Annotated in this window: 13 protein-coding genes; 5 read left to right on the top strand and 8 right to left on the bottom strand. The window is 69.2% G+C overall.

Going from position 1 to position 14,616, the window contains the following annotated elements:
* Positions 1 to 61 precede the first annotated feature (61 nt).
* The 4 genes from RWN05_RS14865 to RWN05_RS14880 all read left to right on the top strand — a co-directional run bounded on the left by RWN05_RS14865 (position 62) and on the right by RWN05_RS14880 (position 4,318).
* A complete protein-coding gene (locus RWN05_RS14865; protein WP_079001368.1) occupies positions 62 to 1,360 on the top strand; it encodes a sugar ABC transporter substrate-binding protein in 1,299 nt (432 codons plus the stop codon).
* A gap of 6 nt (positions 1,361 to 1,366) precedes the next feature.
* Positions 1,367 to 2,347: a carbohydrate ABC transporter permease gene (locus tag RWN05_RS14870; protein ID WP_079705023.1), complete on the top strand. Its 981-nt coding sequence runs from the start codon at positions 1,367 to 1,369 to the stop codon at positions 2,345 to 2,347.
* Entirely contained in the window at positions 2,344 to 3,180 is an 837-nt protein-coding gene (locus tag RWN05_RS14875) for a carbohydrate ABC transporter permease (protein ID WP_064294153.1), read from the top strand. Before RWN05_RS14870 ends, RWN05_RS14875 begins: the two co-directional genes overlap by 4 nt.
* A gap of 145 nt (positions 3,181 to 3,325) precedes the next feature.
* Complete coding sequence (locus RWN05_RS14880; protein WP_079001370.1) at positions 3,326 to 4,318, top strand: NADP-dependent oxidoreductase; 993 nt, start codon at positions 3,326 to 3,328, stop codon at positions 4,316 to 4,318.
* Positions 4,319 to 4,513: 195 nt separating this feature from the next.
* Here the strand turns inward: RWN05_RS14880 and RWN05_RS14885 are convergent, their stop codons facing one another.
* Genes RWN05_RS14885 through RWN05_RS14895 form a run of 3 tightly spaced genes read right to left on the bottom strand, consistent with a single transcriptional unit; the run spans position 4,514 to position 9,580 of the window.
* Positions 4,514 to 4,654: a hypothetical protein gene (locus tag RWN05_RS14885; protein WP_314140114.1), complete on the bottom strand. Its 141-nt coding sequence runs from the start codon at positions 4,652 to 4,654 to the stop codon at positions 4,514 to 4,516.
* A gap of 34 nt (positions 4,655 to 4,688) precedes the next feature.
* Positions 4,689 to 6,731 (bottom strand): YhgE/Pip domain-containing protein, encoded by a 2,043-nt coding sequence (locus RWN05_RS14890; protein ID WP_314140116.1) that lies wholly within the window; start codon positions 6,729 to 6,731, stop codon positions 4,689 to 4,691.
* Complete coding sequence (locus RWN05_RS14895; protein WP_314140117.1) at positions 6,728 to 9,580, bottom strand: MMPL family transporter; 2,853 nt, start codon at positions 9,578 to 9,580, stop codon at positions 6,728 to 6,730. Before RWN05_RS14895 ends, RWN05_RS14890 begins: the two co-directional genes overlap by 4 nt.
* 151 nt (positions 9,581 to 9,731) lie before the next feature.
* On the opposite strand from RWN05_RS14895, the gene RWN05_RS14900 reads away from it, so the two are divergent.
* Positions 9,732 to 10,418 carry a TetR/AcrR family transcriptional regulator gene (locus RWN05_RS14900; protein WP_079001376.1) on the top strand — a complete coding sequence of 229 codons (687 nt, stop codon included), beginning with the start codon at positions 9,732 to 9,734 and terminating at the stop codon, positions 10,416 to 10,418.
* A 2-nt stretch (positions 10,419 to 10,420) separates the two neighbouring features.
* Here RWN05_RS14900 and RWN05_RS14905 read toward each other — a convergent pair whose 3' ends face one another.
* The 5 genes from RWN05_RS14905 to RWN05_RS14925 form a co-directional block, all read right to left on the bottom strand.
* Positions 10,421 to 10,876 carry a VOC family protein gene (locus RWN05_RS14905; RefSeq protein ID WP_175116418.1) on the bottom strand — a complete coding sequence of 152 codons (456 nt, stop codon included), beginning with the start codon at positions 10,874 to 10,876 and terminating at the stop codon, positions 10,421 to 10,423.
* 86 nt (positions 10,877 to 10,962) lie between these two features.
* Positions 10,963 to 12,159 (bottom strand): ABC transporter permease, encoded by a 1,197-nt coding sequence (locus RWN05_RS14910; RefSeq protein WP_314140119.1) that lies wholly within the window; start codon positions 12,157 to 12,159, stop codon positions 10,963 to 10,965.
* A gap of 11 nt (positions 12,160 to 12,170) precedes the next feature.
* Positions 12,171 to 12,902, bottom strand: coding sequence for an ABC transporter ATP-binding protein (locus RWN05_RS14915; RefSeq protein ID WP_314140120.1), 732 nt, complete (start codon positions 12,900 to 12,902; stop codon positions 12,171 to 12,173).
* Positions 12,899 to 13,963, bottom strand: coding sequence for a peptidoglycan-binding protein (locus RWN05_RS14920; RefSeq protein ID WP_314140121.1), 1,065 nt, complete (start codon positions 13,961 to 13,963; stop codon positions 12,899 to 12,901). The genes RWN05_RS14915 and RWN05_RS14920 overlap by 4 nt, the downstream gene beginning before the upstream one ends.
* Positions 13,960 to 14,490, bottom strand: coding sequence for a hypothetical protein (locus tag RWN05_RS14925; RefSeq protein WP_314140123.1), 531 nt, complete (start codon positions 14,488 to 14,490; stop codon positions 13,960 to 13,962). Before RWN05_RS14925 ends, RWN05_RS14920 begins: the two co-directional genes overlap by 4 nt.
* Positions 14,491 to 14,616: the final 126 nt, after the last annotated feature.

Here is a 14,616-nt window from a genome sequence, read left to right on the forward strand (position 1 = left end):
CACCACAGCATCCACCCCCCCCGCAGCACCCCCACCAGCACCACTCAAAGGAGAAGCGAGCATGAGGAAGTCACGCGCAACGGCCGCCATCGGCCTGTCCGTCGTCACCGGCCTCGCCCTGTCGGCCTGTGCCGGCGGCGCGAGCGACGGCACCGTCACCCTGCAGATGGTCGAGAGCCTGACCAACCCCGCCCGGACCGAGGTCCTGAAGTCGCTCATCGCGGACTTCGAGGCCGACAACCCGAAGATCAAGGTCGAGCTCATCTCGCCGCCGACCGACCAGGCCGACCAGAAGATCACCCAGATGCTGCAGTCCGGCTCCGGCGTCGACGTGCTCGAGGTCCGCGACATCACCGTCGGCCCGTTTTCCACCAACGGCTGGCTCGACGACATGAGCGGCGAGCTCGAGGACTGGAAGGGCTGGGACGACCTCACCGACAACGCGACGAAGTACGCGAAGGGCGAGGACGGCAAGGTCTACTACGTGCCCTACGGCTTCTACGGTCTGAGCCTGTTCTACCGCACCGACCTCATCAAGGAGGCCGGCTTCGACGGACCCCCGACGAGCTGGGACGACCTCCTCGAGCAGGCCTCGGCGATCCAGGACCCCTCGAAGAACCAGTTCGGCTACGCCTTCCGTGGCGGCACCAATGCGAACAGCAACGTCGTCGCGGCCATCGAGGCCTACGTCGCCGACGACCTCGACACCGAGAACGCGTTCAAGCTGACCAACGGCGACACGATCTTCTCCGCACCGGAGGCGCTCGACGCCGTCAACACCTACTTCGACCTCTTCAAGGAGGCCTCGCCGCCGTCGTCCGTCGCGTGGGGCTACCCCGAGATGGTCGAAGGCTTCTCGAACGGTTCGACCGCGTTCCTCCTGCAGGACCCCGAGGTCATCGCGACCGTCGAGCAGTCCGAGGCGATCACGGCCGATCAGTGGAGCACCGCTCCGCTGTTGACCGGTCCGACCGGCAAGGCCGCGCAGCCCATGGCGACCGCGGGCTGGGGCACGGCGGCGTCGAGCGAGCACAAGGCCGAGGCCGCGAAGCTCATCGAGTTCCTCTCCGAGGACAAGCAGGCCACCACCTTCGCCCAGGAGAACAGCCTCGTCCCGATCGTCAAGAGCGCGGCGGACAGCGACTTCTACAAGACCGGCCCGTGGGCCAGCTACGTCACGATGAACGAGAACCCGGACACCTACCTGAGCGTCACGCAGCCGCGCGGCTCCTCCTGGTGGACCGAGTGGATCCAGAAGTCCGACTCGGAGATCCAGCAGGTCCTCATCGGCCAGCTGACGCCGGAGAAGCTCCTCGCGGGCTGGGACGAGTACTGGACCGAGAAGTGGAAGAGCGAGTAACCGTCCATGACGACCACCACTGACGAAGCGGGTCGCACGCAGCAGCGTGCGACCCCGACACCCCCGGCCGGTCCCTCGCGGACCGCCGGTGGGCGTCGGCGGCGCACCTTCACGGTGCGCCGCGGCTTCGGCCTCCTCGCCTTCCTCGCCCCCGCGTTCATCTTCGTGGCGATCTTCATCTACTACCCGATGATCGCCGGCTCCCAGATGGCGTTCCGCAACTGGAACCTCGCCAACCTCACCGACACCTCGTGGGTGGGCTTCGCCAACTTCCTGGCCGTCTTCGCCGATCCCGCCTTCGGCAAGGTCGTGGCGAACACCGTGCTCTGGGTGGTGGCCTCGATCGTCCCGCAGTTCGTCATCGGCTTCGGCATCGCCCTGTGGCTGCGACGGAAGTTCCGTTTCCGCGGCCTCTACCAGGCGATGATCTTCTTCCCGTGGGCCATCTCGGGCTTCCTCATCGGCATCCTGTTCCGCTGGATGTTCAACAGCGAGTTCGGCGTGATCAACGACCTGCTCCAGAAGGTCGGGTTGATCGACACCCCGATCCCGTGGTTGGCCGACCCGAACACCGCGATGTTCGCCGTCATCGTCGCGAACGTCTGGTACGGCGTCACGTTCTTCGCGATCATGATCCTCGCCGCGCTGCAGTCGGTGCCGGAGGACCTCTTCGAGGCCGCAGCGCTCGACGGCGCGGGCAAGGCGCGCATGCTCTTCCAGATCACGATCCCGTACATCCGTACGACGCTCGCCCTCACGGTGCTGCTCCGGGTCATCTGGATCTTCAACTTCCCCGACATCATCTACGGCATGACGGGCGGTGGTCCGGCGAATCAGACCCACATCCTCACCACCTGGATGATCGCGACCACCCAGCGCGGCGACTACGGCCGGGCCTCCGCGATCGGACTCATCGTCGTCGCGATCCTGCTGGTGTTCACCGCGTTCTACCTGCTGTCCATGCGTGAGAAGAAGGTGAAGGCATGATCGACCAGGAGACCCGGACGGCGAAGGTCGTCAAATTCCTCTTCCTCGGGCTCTGGCTCGTCATCACGGTGTTCCCGCTGTACTGGATCGTCGTCACCTCGTTCAAGAAGCCGGGCGCGATCTTCTCCTACCCGCTGACGTACTGGCCGGAGGTGTTCTCGATCGAGAACTATCTCGGTCTGTTCAGCAAGGCGCAGTTCGGCACCTACGTCGTCAACAGCCTCATCGTGGCGACGATCGCTGCCCTCGTGGCGACCTTCATCTCCATGCTGTCGGCGTACGTGTTGGCGCGGTTCGAGTTCCGGAGCAAGGGGGCGATCCTGCTGGCGTTCCTCGCCACGCAGATGATCCCGTCGTTCATCGCACTCGGCCCGCTCTACCTGCTGATGACGCAGCTCAAGCTCGTCGACAACCGGTTCGGGCTCATCCTCATCTACATCGCGGTGTGCATCCCGTTCTGCACCGTGATGCTCCGAGGGTTCTTCGAGAACATCCCCGACGCCCTCGAGGAGGCGGCCATGATCGACGGCTGCTCGCGGTTCGGTGCGCTCTTCCGGGTGCTCGTCCCGGTGCTGAAACCCGGGATCGTCGCGGCGTTCATCTTCAACTTCGTGAACTGTTGGAACGAGCTGTTCCTCTCGGTGACGCTCATCAACAGCGATGCGAACAAGACGATCCCGACGGCGCTCAACGGCTTCATCACGAGCTACAACATCGACTGGGGCTCCATGTCGGCGGCCGCCGTGCTGACGATCATCCCGACGATGGTGCTGTTCGCGTTCGCGAGCCGGTACATCGTGCAGGGCCTGACCGCGGGAGCGGTGAAGGGCTGACCCCGCTCATCCGCCCGAAGGTGGGCGAACCGACGCCCGTTCACCCATTCCTGGGCGAGCGGGCGTCGTCACGGGCGGCCCTCGGTGAATCTGGAAGCCCGCTGATAGTTTGACGCTCTAGCGACCTGCAGGTGGAAGATGAACCATGTTCGGTTCGAAGCAGACGACGAGGTCACTCCGCTACGCCCGCTACGGCGGGCCCGACGTACTCGAGTTCATCGAGTCCGAGATGCCGCATCCCAGATGGGGCGAGGTCGTGGTCGACGTCCTCGCGAGCGGCATCAACCACATCGAGGCGTTCGTCCGCGAGGGGCACCTCGCCGAGACGGTGCCGATCGAGCTGCCGACGGGGCAGGGGAGCGACTTCGCCGGTTTGGTCCGCGAGGTCGGAACCGGGGTCGAGGGCTGGAAGCGGGGCGACGAGGTGATCGGTCACGCCGTCCGTGGCGCGCACGCCACCCAGGTCGTCGTCCCGGCGTCATCCCTGGTCCGCAAGCCGAAGCGCGTGAGCTGGGAGGAGGCCGGCGGGCTCTACCTCGCCGGACTGACGGCGCTCGACACGCTCGACGGGCTGCACCTCAAGCAGGGCGACACGCTCGTCATCTCGGCTGCGGCCGGTGGCGTCGGGAACATCGAGGCGCAACTGGCGAAGTTCGCGGGCGTGCGGGTCATCGGCACCTGCGGTGAGCGCAATCACGACTTCCTCCGTGAACAGGGCGTCAAACCGGTCGTCTACGGCGAGGGCATGGCTGATCGGATCCGCACGCTCGCGCCAGAGGGCGTGACGGCGTTCATCGACAACTTCGGTCAGGACGGTCAGGAGCTCGCGTTCGAACTCGGTGTCCCGCCGGAGAAGTACCGGTCGAGCGAGGATCGGAAGGCCATCGAGCTCGCCGCACTCGAGCCGGACGAGGAGTTCTCGGCGCACGCCACGAAGCAGCTGCAACGCCTCGCGGACTACGCCGCCGACCACGCGTTGAAGGTCGTCGTCTCGGCGTTCTACCCGTTCGACCTGATCATCGACGCGTTCGAGGATCTCGAGCGGTTGCACGCGCGGGGCAAGATCATCGTCGGCATGCGTCCGGCGAACCCGGAGCGCATCGTCAAACAGCGAGACCTGCACGACGCCAGGCCCTGACGACGGTCAGCGCGGTGCGCTGGCCCGAGACGTCGGGTTCCGGCGCCAGCGCGGTGCGCTGAACCGAGATGCACGGTTCCGGCCTGGGCGCGGGTCTCGCGCATGAGCGCGACCCTCCGGAGACCCGCGCTCGCGCGTGTGGGGCGCGCTCGCGTCAGCGCACCGCGCTGGCGACCGGAAAGGAAGGGCGGTCGGCTAGGTGAAGATGAAGCCGAGGACGGTCGCGCCGCCTCCACCGAGGACGAGCGCGACGACGAGGACCCAGGCGATGAGCCGCTGACGACGCTTGCGCTGCTCGCCCCATTCGGCCAGTTCCCGGTCTTCGCTGCTGCTCATCACCCCAGCCTACCGGCGGGGTGCTCACCGGGCATCAGGCGACGGCCGGGACGAGGGCCTTCACCGACGTGGTCCTCGCCCGGGCGATCGCGAACGTCGTGGCGGCGAGCGATCCGAGGAGCCAGAGGACGAGGCCGACGACGCCGGCCGCTGCTCCCGCGTCACCGATCGCGATCGCCTGCAGACCACCGAGAGCCGGTGCGATCGGCAGGAACGCGAGGATCTGGTTCAGCACCTGCGGAGCGGTCGCGATGATCCCGGTCGCCAGACCGACGAGCGCGACGATCATCGAGATGAACCGACCTGCACCACCGAACAGGGCGTTCAGTGCCTGGTTGGCGGCGGCGAAGACGAGCCCTGCGAGGACGGCGACCCCGGCGAAGCCGAGCCAGCCGCCCGCGTCGAGGTCCAGCAGCGGTGCGGTGATGACGGCGACGAGCAGGCCCTGCAGCATCCCGATCGCTCCGGCCGGGACGAAGGCCCCGAGCGCGAGCCGCAGCGATGAGCGGGTGGATCCGAACGCCCGCACGGGCACCGGCCGCAGCACGAGGAAGCTCGCGAGCGCACCCAGCCAGAGGGCGAGGACGGCGTAGAAGGGAGCGCTGTTCGTGCCAAAGGACACCGTCGCCGAATCGCCGGCCGAGACCGGGTCGGCGACGACGTCCGCGAGCGTCTGTCGGTCGGAGCTCGTGTAGGTCGGCAGGCTGTCGACCGCGCTCTGCAGACCGGACGCGAGCGAGGTGATTCCGCCGGACAGGGTGCCGGCGCCCGAAGCGAGCTGGTTCGACGCGTCGGCGAGCTGGGTCGTACCGGTCGCCGACTGCGCCGCGCCGTCGGCGAGTGCGGACGCCCCCGTCTGCAGTTGCGTCGTCCCGGAGGCGGCTTTGGACGCACCATCGGCGAGGCCTGCCGCTCCGGCCGCGATCTGCGCCGCCGCGGTGTTGATCTTGGCGATGCCGTCGACGAGTGCGGGCATGCCGGAGGAGAACTGCTTGGTCGTCGTCGCCAGCGATGTGGTGCCGGGATACCCGGTCGAGACGTCGCCGTCGGTGAGGGCGGTGGCGGTGCCGACGGTCGTGAGGATGTCCTTGCACAGCGTCGGGTCGATCGCCGTCAGCGCTGCCGCCTTCACCGGGTCCAGGCAGCGAGCCGCCACGGACGTCGCCGCAGCCTTCGTCGCGTCGGCGACGCGGGAGGTTCCGGTCGCCGCCTCGGCGAGCCCATTGGCCCCACCGACCAGCCCCGGGTTGTCCGCGCTCCCGTCACCCTGCGTCCCGGCGTACAGCGTCGCCGCTCCGCTGGCGAGCTGGCTCGCGCCGCCGCTCAGTTGCGACGCACCGGACGAGAGCTGCGTGGCGCCGTCGGCCAGCGCATCCACCCCGTCGCTCAGCTGCGTCGCACCCGACGACAACTGCGTCGCGCCCGTGGCCAGCTGCGTGGTGCCGTTCGCGAGTTGCTGCGCACCCTGCGCGAGCGAGAGTCCGCCCGTCGAGAGTTGCTTCGCACCGTCGGCGGCCTCACCGAGCTGGTCGTGGAGGGTGTTGAACCCGACGTAGACGTTCTCGAGGTAGGTGGTGGTGAGCTGCCGACCGAGGAGCGAAGCCGCGGTCTGCGTGATCGTCTGGGAGATGGCGTCGTCGACGAGCTTGCTGCGGTCGCTCGTCGTGACGTCGAGGCGGGCGCGCTCGGCGTCGGCGGCGTCGCCGGAGAACGAGGTCGCGGCCTTCGAGAAGTTCTCCGGGATCGTCACGACCGCCGTGTACGAACCGTCGGCGAGGCCGGCCTTCGCGTCGGACGCGTCGGTGATGACCCAGGTGTAGTTGGTCTTCTGGTCGCCGTCGACGAGGCCCGCGGAGAGCTGGCGTCCGAGCGGCACGGTCTGGCCGTCGACGGTGACCGGCTTGTCGTCGTTCACGATGGCGGCGGTCACCTGACCGAGTCGTTCCGTCGGGTTCCACAGGGCCCAGACGAGTCCACCCGCGATGACGAGCGGCACGAGGATGAGGCCGATGATCGAGACGACCGTGATGCCCTTGCCGGAGCGGGCCCGTTCGAGGCGGTTCAGGATGGTGCTCATGCGTCGACCTTCGATTCAGCGATGGCGGTGGGAGTGGACGTGGTGGTGGAGGCGGTGCGGTCGAGGTCGAGCACCTCGGCCGTCGTGGTCGGCAGGACGTCGGCGAGCGAGGACGCGTCAGCGGTGCCGACGACGATCGTGAGCGGCCGGCGCGTGCGCTCCGCGGCCCTGGTCGCCGTCAGGAGGCGCTCGTACAGTCCGCGTCTCGTGTCGTCGTCCGGCACGGTGTCGACCCCGTCGAGGACGATGACGGCGGGGCGTTCGGCCAGCGCCGTGGCGAGTGTCCCGACGGGTTCGCCGTGGTCGAGACGGACGTACGCGACGCGGGACCGCACCGCCCCGGCGCGGACCGGCAGGACCAGACCGGCGACCTTGAGGCGGCCGTGGTCGGGTTCGAGGCGACCGGCCAGTGTCAGCAGGAGGGCGGTGACCGAGACCGGGCGCGTGCCCTGCACCGCGAGCACGCCGCCGACGGCGACGGTCGTGTCGACGTCCTCGTACAGCGGTCCGTCCGCACCGGCCAGGGTGACTCCCGCGGCGGCGATGGCGACCTCGTCACCGTTGCGCCACTCGCGCAGCTCGAGTTCGCGCTGCAGCCCCTCGCCCTCGACGTCGAAGGACGGCAGGATGCGGTCGAGCCACTTCGGCAGGTACCAGGCGTGGTCGCCGAGGAGCGCGAGCACCGCCGGCACGAGGGTCATGCGCACGATGAACGCGTCGACGAAGACGCCGACCGCGAGCCCGAGGGCGATGGGCTTGATGTTCGTGTCGCCCTCGGGCACGAAGGCGGCGAAGACCGCGAACATGATGACGGCCGCGGCGGTGACGACCTTCGCCGAGCCGAGGAAGCCGGTCTCGACGGATCGCTTCGCGAGTCCTGAATGGACGAAGTCCTCGCGCATCCGGGAGACGAGGAAGACCTCGTAGTCCATCGCGAGCCCGAACAGGACACCCATGAGGATGATCGGCATGAAGCTGATCACCGGACCGGTCCTCGCGACGTGGAGGGCCTCGGCGAACACGCCGTGCTCGAAGACGAGGGCCACGACGCCGAACGACGCGGCGACCGACAGCAGGTAGCCGAGGGTCGCCTTGATCGGGACCCAGATGGAGCGGAAGACCATCGTCAGGAGCACGAGCGAGAGGCCCACGACGATGAGGCCGAAGGGGAGGAGGGCGCCGCCGAGGCGGTCGGAGATGTCGATGCCGATGGCCGTGAACCCGGTGACCTGGAGGTCGACGCCGTACTCGTCCTGGAAGTACTGGTGCAGTCCCCGGATCTCGGCGACGAGGTCCTTCGTCGCCTGGGAGTCGGGACTGCCGCTCGGGATGACCTGGATGATGCCGGTGTCGGCCGTCGCGTTCGGGGTGGCGAGCGGGACGGCGGCGACGCCGTCGAGTCCCTCGATCTCCTGCTTGAGGTCGGCCATGAGTTCGAGCGGGTCAGTACTGCCGACGATGCCGCCGGTGACGATGAGCGGCCCGTTGAAGCCCTCACCGAAGTGCTCGGAGACGAGGTCGTACGTCGTGCGGGCTCCGTCGCCCTCCGGCAGCGAACCGGCGTCGGGGAGCGCGAGTCGGAGCGACAGGGCGGGGATGGCGAGGGCGCCCAGGACGGCGACGACGGCGACGATCGTGACGATGGGGAGTCGCGTGACGCCTCGCACCCAGCCGAGGAAGAAGCGGTTGGGGTGCCCTTCGACAGGCTCAGGGACCGCGTTGTGGTGCTCAGGGACTGCGTTGTGGGGCTCAGGGACCGCGGTCTGTGGGCCGTCGGCCGCCTCGGCGGCGCCCCGGGCCGCCGCGCGCTTGCCGGCCCGCCTGGCCTTCGGCCGGAGGCGCTCGCCGGCGAAGCCGAGCATGGCCGGGATGAGGCTGAGCGAGATGACGACCGCGATCGCGACGCCGACCGCCGCGGCGACACCCATCGTCGTGAGGAACGGGATGTTCGCGACCGCGAGCCCGAGGAGGGCGATGATGACCGTGAGGCCCGCGAAGATGACGGCGGAACCGGCCGTCGCGGTCGCGCGGGCGGCCGACTCGGCCGGGTCGAGCCCGCTGCGCAGGCCGTCCTGGTGTCTTGAGATGATGAACAGCGCGTAGTCGATACCGACGGCCAGGCCGAGCATGAGCGCGAGCATCGGCGTCGTGGAGGAGATCGGCCCGAAGACCGTCGCCACGAAGATGAGCGCCATCGAGATGCCGACCCCGAGCAGGGCGGTGATGAGCGGCATGCCCGCGGCGAGGAAGGATCCGAAGGTGAGGATGAGGACGACGAGCGCGACGACCACGCCGACGAGCTCGATGACACTCAACGTCGGGAGGCTGTTGCTGAACAGCTGCCCGCCGAGGGAGGCCTCCGCTCCGGCCGGGAGCGCTTTCGCGAGGCTCGCCTCCGCGTCCTCGACGTCGCTGATGGTGGCGGCGGTGATGTCGGTCTGCGCCCCGTCGAACTGGATCGAGATGAGCGCCGCCCGCTGATCCTCCGAGACCGCCCCCGTCACGTTCTCGTCGAAGGGGGAGACCGCCTGCTCCACCTGCCCGATATCGCCCAGGGCGGTGACGGCGTCGTCGATCGTCGATCGGACCCCGGCGTCCTCGACGGTGTCGCCCTCCGGTGCGACGACGATGATCTGCGCCGAGGCACCGGCCACCTGCGGGAAGGTGTGGTCGAGCGAATCGAGCGCCTCCTGAGACTCCGTGCCGGGGATGGAGAAGGCGTTGTCGGTTCCCTGGTTGAAGAGCAGCGCGCCGCCACCCGCGAGGGCGAGCACGGCGATCCAGAGGATCAGCACGAGCCTGCGGGCGCCGAACGCCCAGCGGCCGAGGGTGTAGAGCAGTGAGGACACGCGTCGCTCCTAGGGAGGTCGGCGCTGCTTGCAGGCGAGCCGACGGAGAGGTTCGGACAGGATCGATACAGCGGTGTATCCGATACACGACTGTATTGGATACAGTGGTGTATCGGCAAGAAGTCGGTCGAGCTGTCAGTAAGGTGTCAGGATGCGCGTGCACGAAGCGGTCGAATCCCCGGGCGACGAAGCGCCGGTCGAGTCCGCGCGTCGGCAGCGGACGCGCGAGCGGCTCGTCGACGCCGCCTACGAGGTCTTCGCCGAGTTCGGCGTGCACGCCGCCTCCGTCGAGCAGATCAGCGAGCGCGCAGGCTTCACCCGCGGCGCCTTCTACTCCAACTTCGACTCGAAGGAGGAGCTGTTCTTCGCCCTCGAGTCACGCGAGAACCAGCTCCGACTCGACCGCCTGGAGGCTGGACTGCAGGCGGTCAGCCCGTCGCTCCTCGACGCAGCGGGCCGCTACACCGAGGGCTCGCTCGAGGCCCTGATCCGTGCCTTCCTCGAGCTCCAGCCCGATGACCGCCGCTGGTGCCTCGTCCAGTCGGAGTTCCGGATGCTGGCGATGCGCGACGCCGACGTCGCCGCCCGCTACCTCCAGCACCAGGAGAGCGCGGGCCGGCAGCTCGCCGCGTGGCTCGACCAGGCGGCCGGACTCGCGCACGTCCGGTTCACGATCCCGACGCCCGACATCGCGAACATCGTCGTCGCCCTCTACGAGTCGGCCATCCAGACGGCCGTGCTCATGGACCCGGACGGCGACGAGGGCTCACCGCGCGAGCTCGCGATGCGCACGCTCCCGGCCATCGTCCGCGCCCTCACCGAGTCCACCGCCGACTGACCTCAGGCCGACTCGCCGGGCCGATCCGGCTGCAGCGCCTGGGCCAGCATGACGATGATGCCGCTCGGCCCGCGCACATAGCTGAGCTTGTAGACGCCCTGATAGTCCGCCACGCCGCGGAGCGGGTGGCAGCCGTGTTTCGCGGCGATGGCGAGCGCCTCGTCGATGTCGTCGACGGCGAATGCGACGCGGTGCATGCCGATCTCGTTCGGCAGGGTCGGCTCGGTCTCGATCGCGTCCGGGTGGAGGTACTCGAAGAGTTCGAGGCGACCGTGACCGTCCGGGGTCTGGAGCATGGCGATCCTGGCGTGGTTGCCGTCGAGGCCCACGGCCGTGTCGGCCCACTCGCCGCTCACCGTGTCCCGGCCGACCACGGTGAGGCCGAGGTCCGTGAAGAATGCGATCGTCGCCTCGAGGTCGCGGACCGCGATCCCGACGTTCTCGAGTCTGATGTCCATGGGCTGCACGCTACCCGGCCGCGCGGGCCCGATCCAGGGTCTCCTGGAACGGGCCCGCGTCGGAGCGGTTCGTCCGCCGGCCCGACTCAGCCGCTGAGGGCCGAGGTCGGTGGCGTCCTGGCCGCGCGGATCGCCGGGTAGAGGCCGGCGATCGCACCGATCGCCAGGGTCGCGCCGACGCCCGCGAGCAGCACCTCCGGCGGCACCGCCGTCGGCCAGTCGTTCACCGCGGCGACGACACTCGTGACGCCGGTGCCGAGCGCGGCGCCGGCGACCCCGCCGAGGGCGGAGAGCAGGAGGGCCTCGGTGAGGAACTGGGACCGGATGTGGCCCCGCGTGGCCCCGAGGGCGCGACGGAGGCCGATCTCGCGCCGGCGCTCCAGGACCGAGATGACCATCGTGTTCGCGACGCCGATGCCCCCGACGAGCAGGGCGACGGAACCGAGTCCGAGGAGGAGCCCGGTGAAGGCTTGATCTGCGGCCTGCTTCGCGGCAAGGGCGTCGGACGGCCTGGACACCTCCACCTCCTCGGGTGCCGCGGGGTTCACGGTGCGGGGGAGGAGCTCGCGGACCGCCTCAACGCGATCATCGGCGGACCGCTCGTACACCGTGGTCGGTTTGCCGTCGTACCCGAACAGCTCGGCGGCAGCCGTCTCGCCGATCATCGCGGTGGTGTCGAGTTCCGGGGCGAGTTCCAGGGGATCCAGGACGCCCACCACGGTGAAGTACTGCTCGCCGAGCTGGATCTTCGTGCCGACCGTCGTGATGCCGAGACGTTCGGCGGCTTTCGACCCCAGGACGACGGCTGGATAGCTTCCCGTCGCCCGGTTCAGCCACTCGCCGGAGGCGAGCCTCCCACCGACGACGTCGAGCAGGCTCTCCGTGACCGCCACCGCGCCGAGCCCGCCGCTCGACGCGCGGTCGATCAGGCTGTTGCGGTAGACGAGTACGTCCTGCAACGACGCTGCTGAGCCGGCCTGTTCGACGCCGTCGATCAGCCCGACCTTGCCGACGGTGTTCTCGGGGAGAGTGGCCGCCTCGCCGAACAGGTTCTGGCCCGGCTGGACGGTGAGGAGGTTCGTCCCGAGGGCCGAGAGCTGCGCCTGCAGTTTCGCCTGACTGGACGAGGAGATACCGACGACGGCGATCATCGCCGCGATGCCGATCGCGATCCCCAGCGCGGAGAGGACCGCACGCGTCGGCCGAGCCCGGAGACCGGTCGTCCCGAGCCGGAGGATGTCGCGGCCGAGGAGCCGTGACCGTCGGTCGTGGTCGGGGTGCATACCCTGCTCCTTCATGCCGCCCGCCCCGAATCGCTCACGATCCTGCCGTCGCGGATCGCCACCTGGCGGGGGAGTCGCGCAGCGAGTTCGGCGTCGTGCGTGATCACGACGATGGTCGTGCCGGCCTCGTGGAGTTCGTGCAGCAGTTCGACGATGCTCGCGCCGGACACGGAGTCCAGGTTGCCGGTGGGTTCGTCGGCGAGGAGCAACGGCGGGTCGCCGACCACGGCGCGTGCGATCGCGACCCGCTGGCGCTCACCGCCGGAGAGCTGCGTCGGGCGGTGGCCGAGACGATGGCCGAGGCCGACGCGTTCCAGGGCGACGACCGCGCGACGACGGCGCTCGGCCCGGGGGACCCCGGTGTAGATGAGGCCGTCGGCGACGTTGTCGACCGTGGTCGAGCCGTCGGCGAGGTGGAACTGCTGGAAGACGAAGCCGATGCGGTAGGCGCGCAGGGCCGACAGCTTCGCGTCGGCGAGGTGTCCGACGTCCGAACCCGCGATGCGGGCGGTCCCACTGGTCGGTCGGTCGAGCGTCCCGATGAGGTTGAGCATCGTCGACTTCCCGGAGCCGCTCGGTCCGACGATGGCGACGAACTCGCCCTCCTCGATCGTCAGGTCGACACCCGCGAGCGCGAGCGTGGGCGGCTCACCGTATTCGCGGGTGACGCCCTCGAGGTGGATGATCGGTGGGCCGGCCGGCCGCTCGGCTGCGGCGGACGAGGCCGTCATGGTGTCGGTCATGACACCGGCACCACGACGTCGAGACCCTCACGGATCCCGTCACCCGAGACCTCGACCCGACCATCGGCGAACAGACCGGTCGTGACCGGGACCTGACGGTGCTTCCCCTTCCCCTCGACGACCTCGACGCCGAACGTCTTGTCGTCGATCGCGATGAGCGCCTCCACCGGGACGGAGAGGACGTTCTCGCGTCGTTCCGTCGGGAAGCCGACCGTCACGGTCGCGCGTTGCAGATCGGCCGCGGCCGCCGGATCGTCGAGCGTGATGCCGACCGGGATCGTGACCTTCTTCTGTCCGTCGGCATCCGACTCGGTGGGGACGCCGACATCGGTCACCGTGCCGGTGGTGGTCTGCCCGCCGGGAAGGTTGACGTCGACCTTGGTCCCGACGACACCGAGACGCTGATCCGCGAGCTTCAGCGGGACGTCGATGCGCTTGTTCAGGGACGATACGGTGACGATCTTGTCGGACGCGGCGGTGCCGACCGCGGCGTCGATCGAGGCGATCCGGACGTCGCCGGGCATGAAGACCACCGATCCGAGTTCCAGGCGTCCGGTCTCCTCGAGCCCGAGCGCCTCCTGCCACCGTTCGATGGCGCGCGCGGTCGAGGACGCGAACTCGTCGTCCGGCTCGCGGTCGAAGTACCCGAGGGCGGCGAGGCTGGTCTCGAGTTGCCGCACGTCCGGTCCGTCGCTCATCCCGGACTCGAACGACCGCCAGGCGGGCAACGGTCCGTGCAGAAGCGAGACCGGGACGTTGTCGACGGCGTACAGGGTTCCGCCGAGCGACACCGTGCTGCCGGGGGCCGGCACCGCCGTGACGATGCCGGCCCCGCCGCCGATGGTCCGCTGGTCGGCGTAGTCGAGCGTGCCCGTCGCCTGGGTCGTGCCGGCGAGGTCGCCGGCGGTGATCGGCGCGGTGCCCGTTCGGACGGTGTTCGAGGGCTCTTCCTGACTGGTCGCCCCGGCCGAGGAGAGCACGGCGATGCTCGCGACGGCGCCGCCCGAGATCAGGACGGCGCCGACGCAGAGGGCTGCGATGATCCGGCGGCGGTCGGTCATCGGTCCGTCGAGCCGAGTGAGCTGCCGTTGCTCATGTCGAGGCCGCAGGCGTCGAGCACGTCTTCAGGCACGTCGCTCGGAATGTTCATCGCCTCACCCTTCACCGGGTCGGGGACGTCGATGCCGTTCTCGCGGAAGCACTCGGCCATCTGGAGCTGTTCTTCGAACCGGTCCGAGACGGGCACGTCGCCGCCCGCCGGTGCGGGCGGGGCTCCGAGCTTGTCGGTGCACGTCTTGGAAGCAGCGGTGAAGGCTTCCGCGTCCGCATCGCCGAGACTGATCGCGGCGCCGGAGCCGTCCTTGCCGGGGTCGGGCATGTCCACGCCCTCGTCGCGCATGCAGGAGGCGAAGGCGAGCTGCCAGTCCTCGAAGCTCTGAACCGTGGACGGCGTCTTCGAGCCCGGCTCGGATCCGGGTGAGCCCGATGCGCACGCGGCCAACGATCCGATGAGCAACGGGATCGCGATGAGGGCGGCGAGTCTGCCGGCCGGACGGCGGACGGAACGGGTGATGGTGATGTCGGACATCTGCACTCCTCAGTGGGTGGGGCTGACTGGTGACTACCAGTCCACTCGGCGGCGCGTTGTCCGGGCGTCAAGGAAAACGTTGACGTTCTCTGAACGTCCCGAACGGCACGATAGATAACCGACACT

Source organism: uncultured Plantibacter sp., assembly GCF_963518075.1.
Classification (GTDB): domain Bacteria; phylum Actinomycetota; class Actinomycetes; order Actinomycetales; family Microbacteriaceae; genus Plantibacter; species Plantibacter flavus_A.

Coding starts and splice junctions, on each gene's coding strand:
- RWN05_RS14865 (WP_079001368.1), top strand. CDS start 62: ATGAGGAAGTCACGCGCAACGGCCGCCATCGGCCTGTCCGTCGTCACC.
- RWN05_RS14870 (WP_079705023.1), top strand. CDS start 1,367: ATGACGACCACCACTGACGAAGCGGGTCGCACGCAGCAGCGTGCGACC.
- RWN05_RS14875 (WP_064294153.1), top strand. CDS start 2,344: ATGATCGACCAGGAGACCCGGACGGCGAAGGTCGTCAAATTCCTCTTC.
- RWN05_RS14880 (WP_079001370.1), top strand. CDS start 3,326: ATGTTCGGTTCGAAGCAGACGACGAGGTCACTCCGCTACGCCCGCTAC.
- RWN05_RS14885 (WP_314140114.1), bottom strand. CDS start 4,654: ATGAGCAGCAGCGAAGACCGGGAACTGGCCGAATGGGGCGAGCAGCGC.
- RWN05_RS14890 (WP_314140116.1), bottom strand. CDS start 6,731: ATGAGCACCATCCTGAACCGCCTCGAACGGGCCCGCTCCGGCAAGGGC.
- RWN05_RS14900 (WP_079001376.1), top strand. CDS start 9,732: ATGCGCGTGCACGAAGCGGTCGAATCCCCGGGCGACGAAGCGCCGGTC.
- RWN05_RS14905 (WP_175116418.1), bottom strand. CDS start 10,876: ATGGACATCAGACTCGAGAACGTCGGGATCGCGGTCCGCGACCTCGAG.
- RWN05_RS14910 (WP_314140119.1), bottom strand. CDS start 12,159: ATGCACCCCGACCACGACCGACGGTCACGGCTCCTCGGCCGCGACATC.
- RWN05_RS14915 (WP_314140120.1), bottom strand. CDS start 12,902: ATGACCGACACCATGACGGCCTCGTCCGCCGCAGCCGAGCGGCCGGCC.
- RWN05_RS14920 (WP_314140121.1), bottom strand. CDS start 13,963: ATGACCGACCGCCGCCGGATCATCGCAGCCCTCTGCGTCGGCGCCGTC.
- RWN05_RS14925 (WP_314140123.1), bottom strand. CDS start 14,490: ATGTCCGACATCACCATCACCCGTTCCGTCCGCCGTCCGGCCGGCAGA.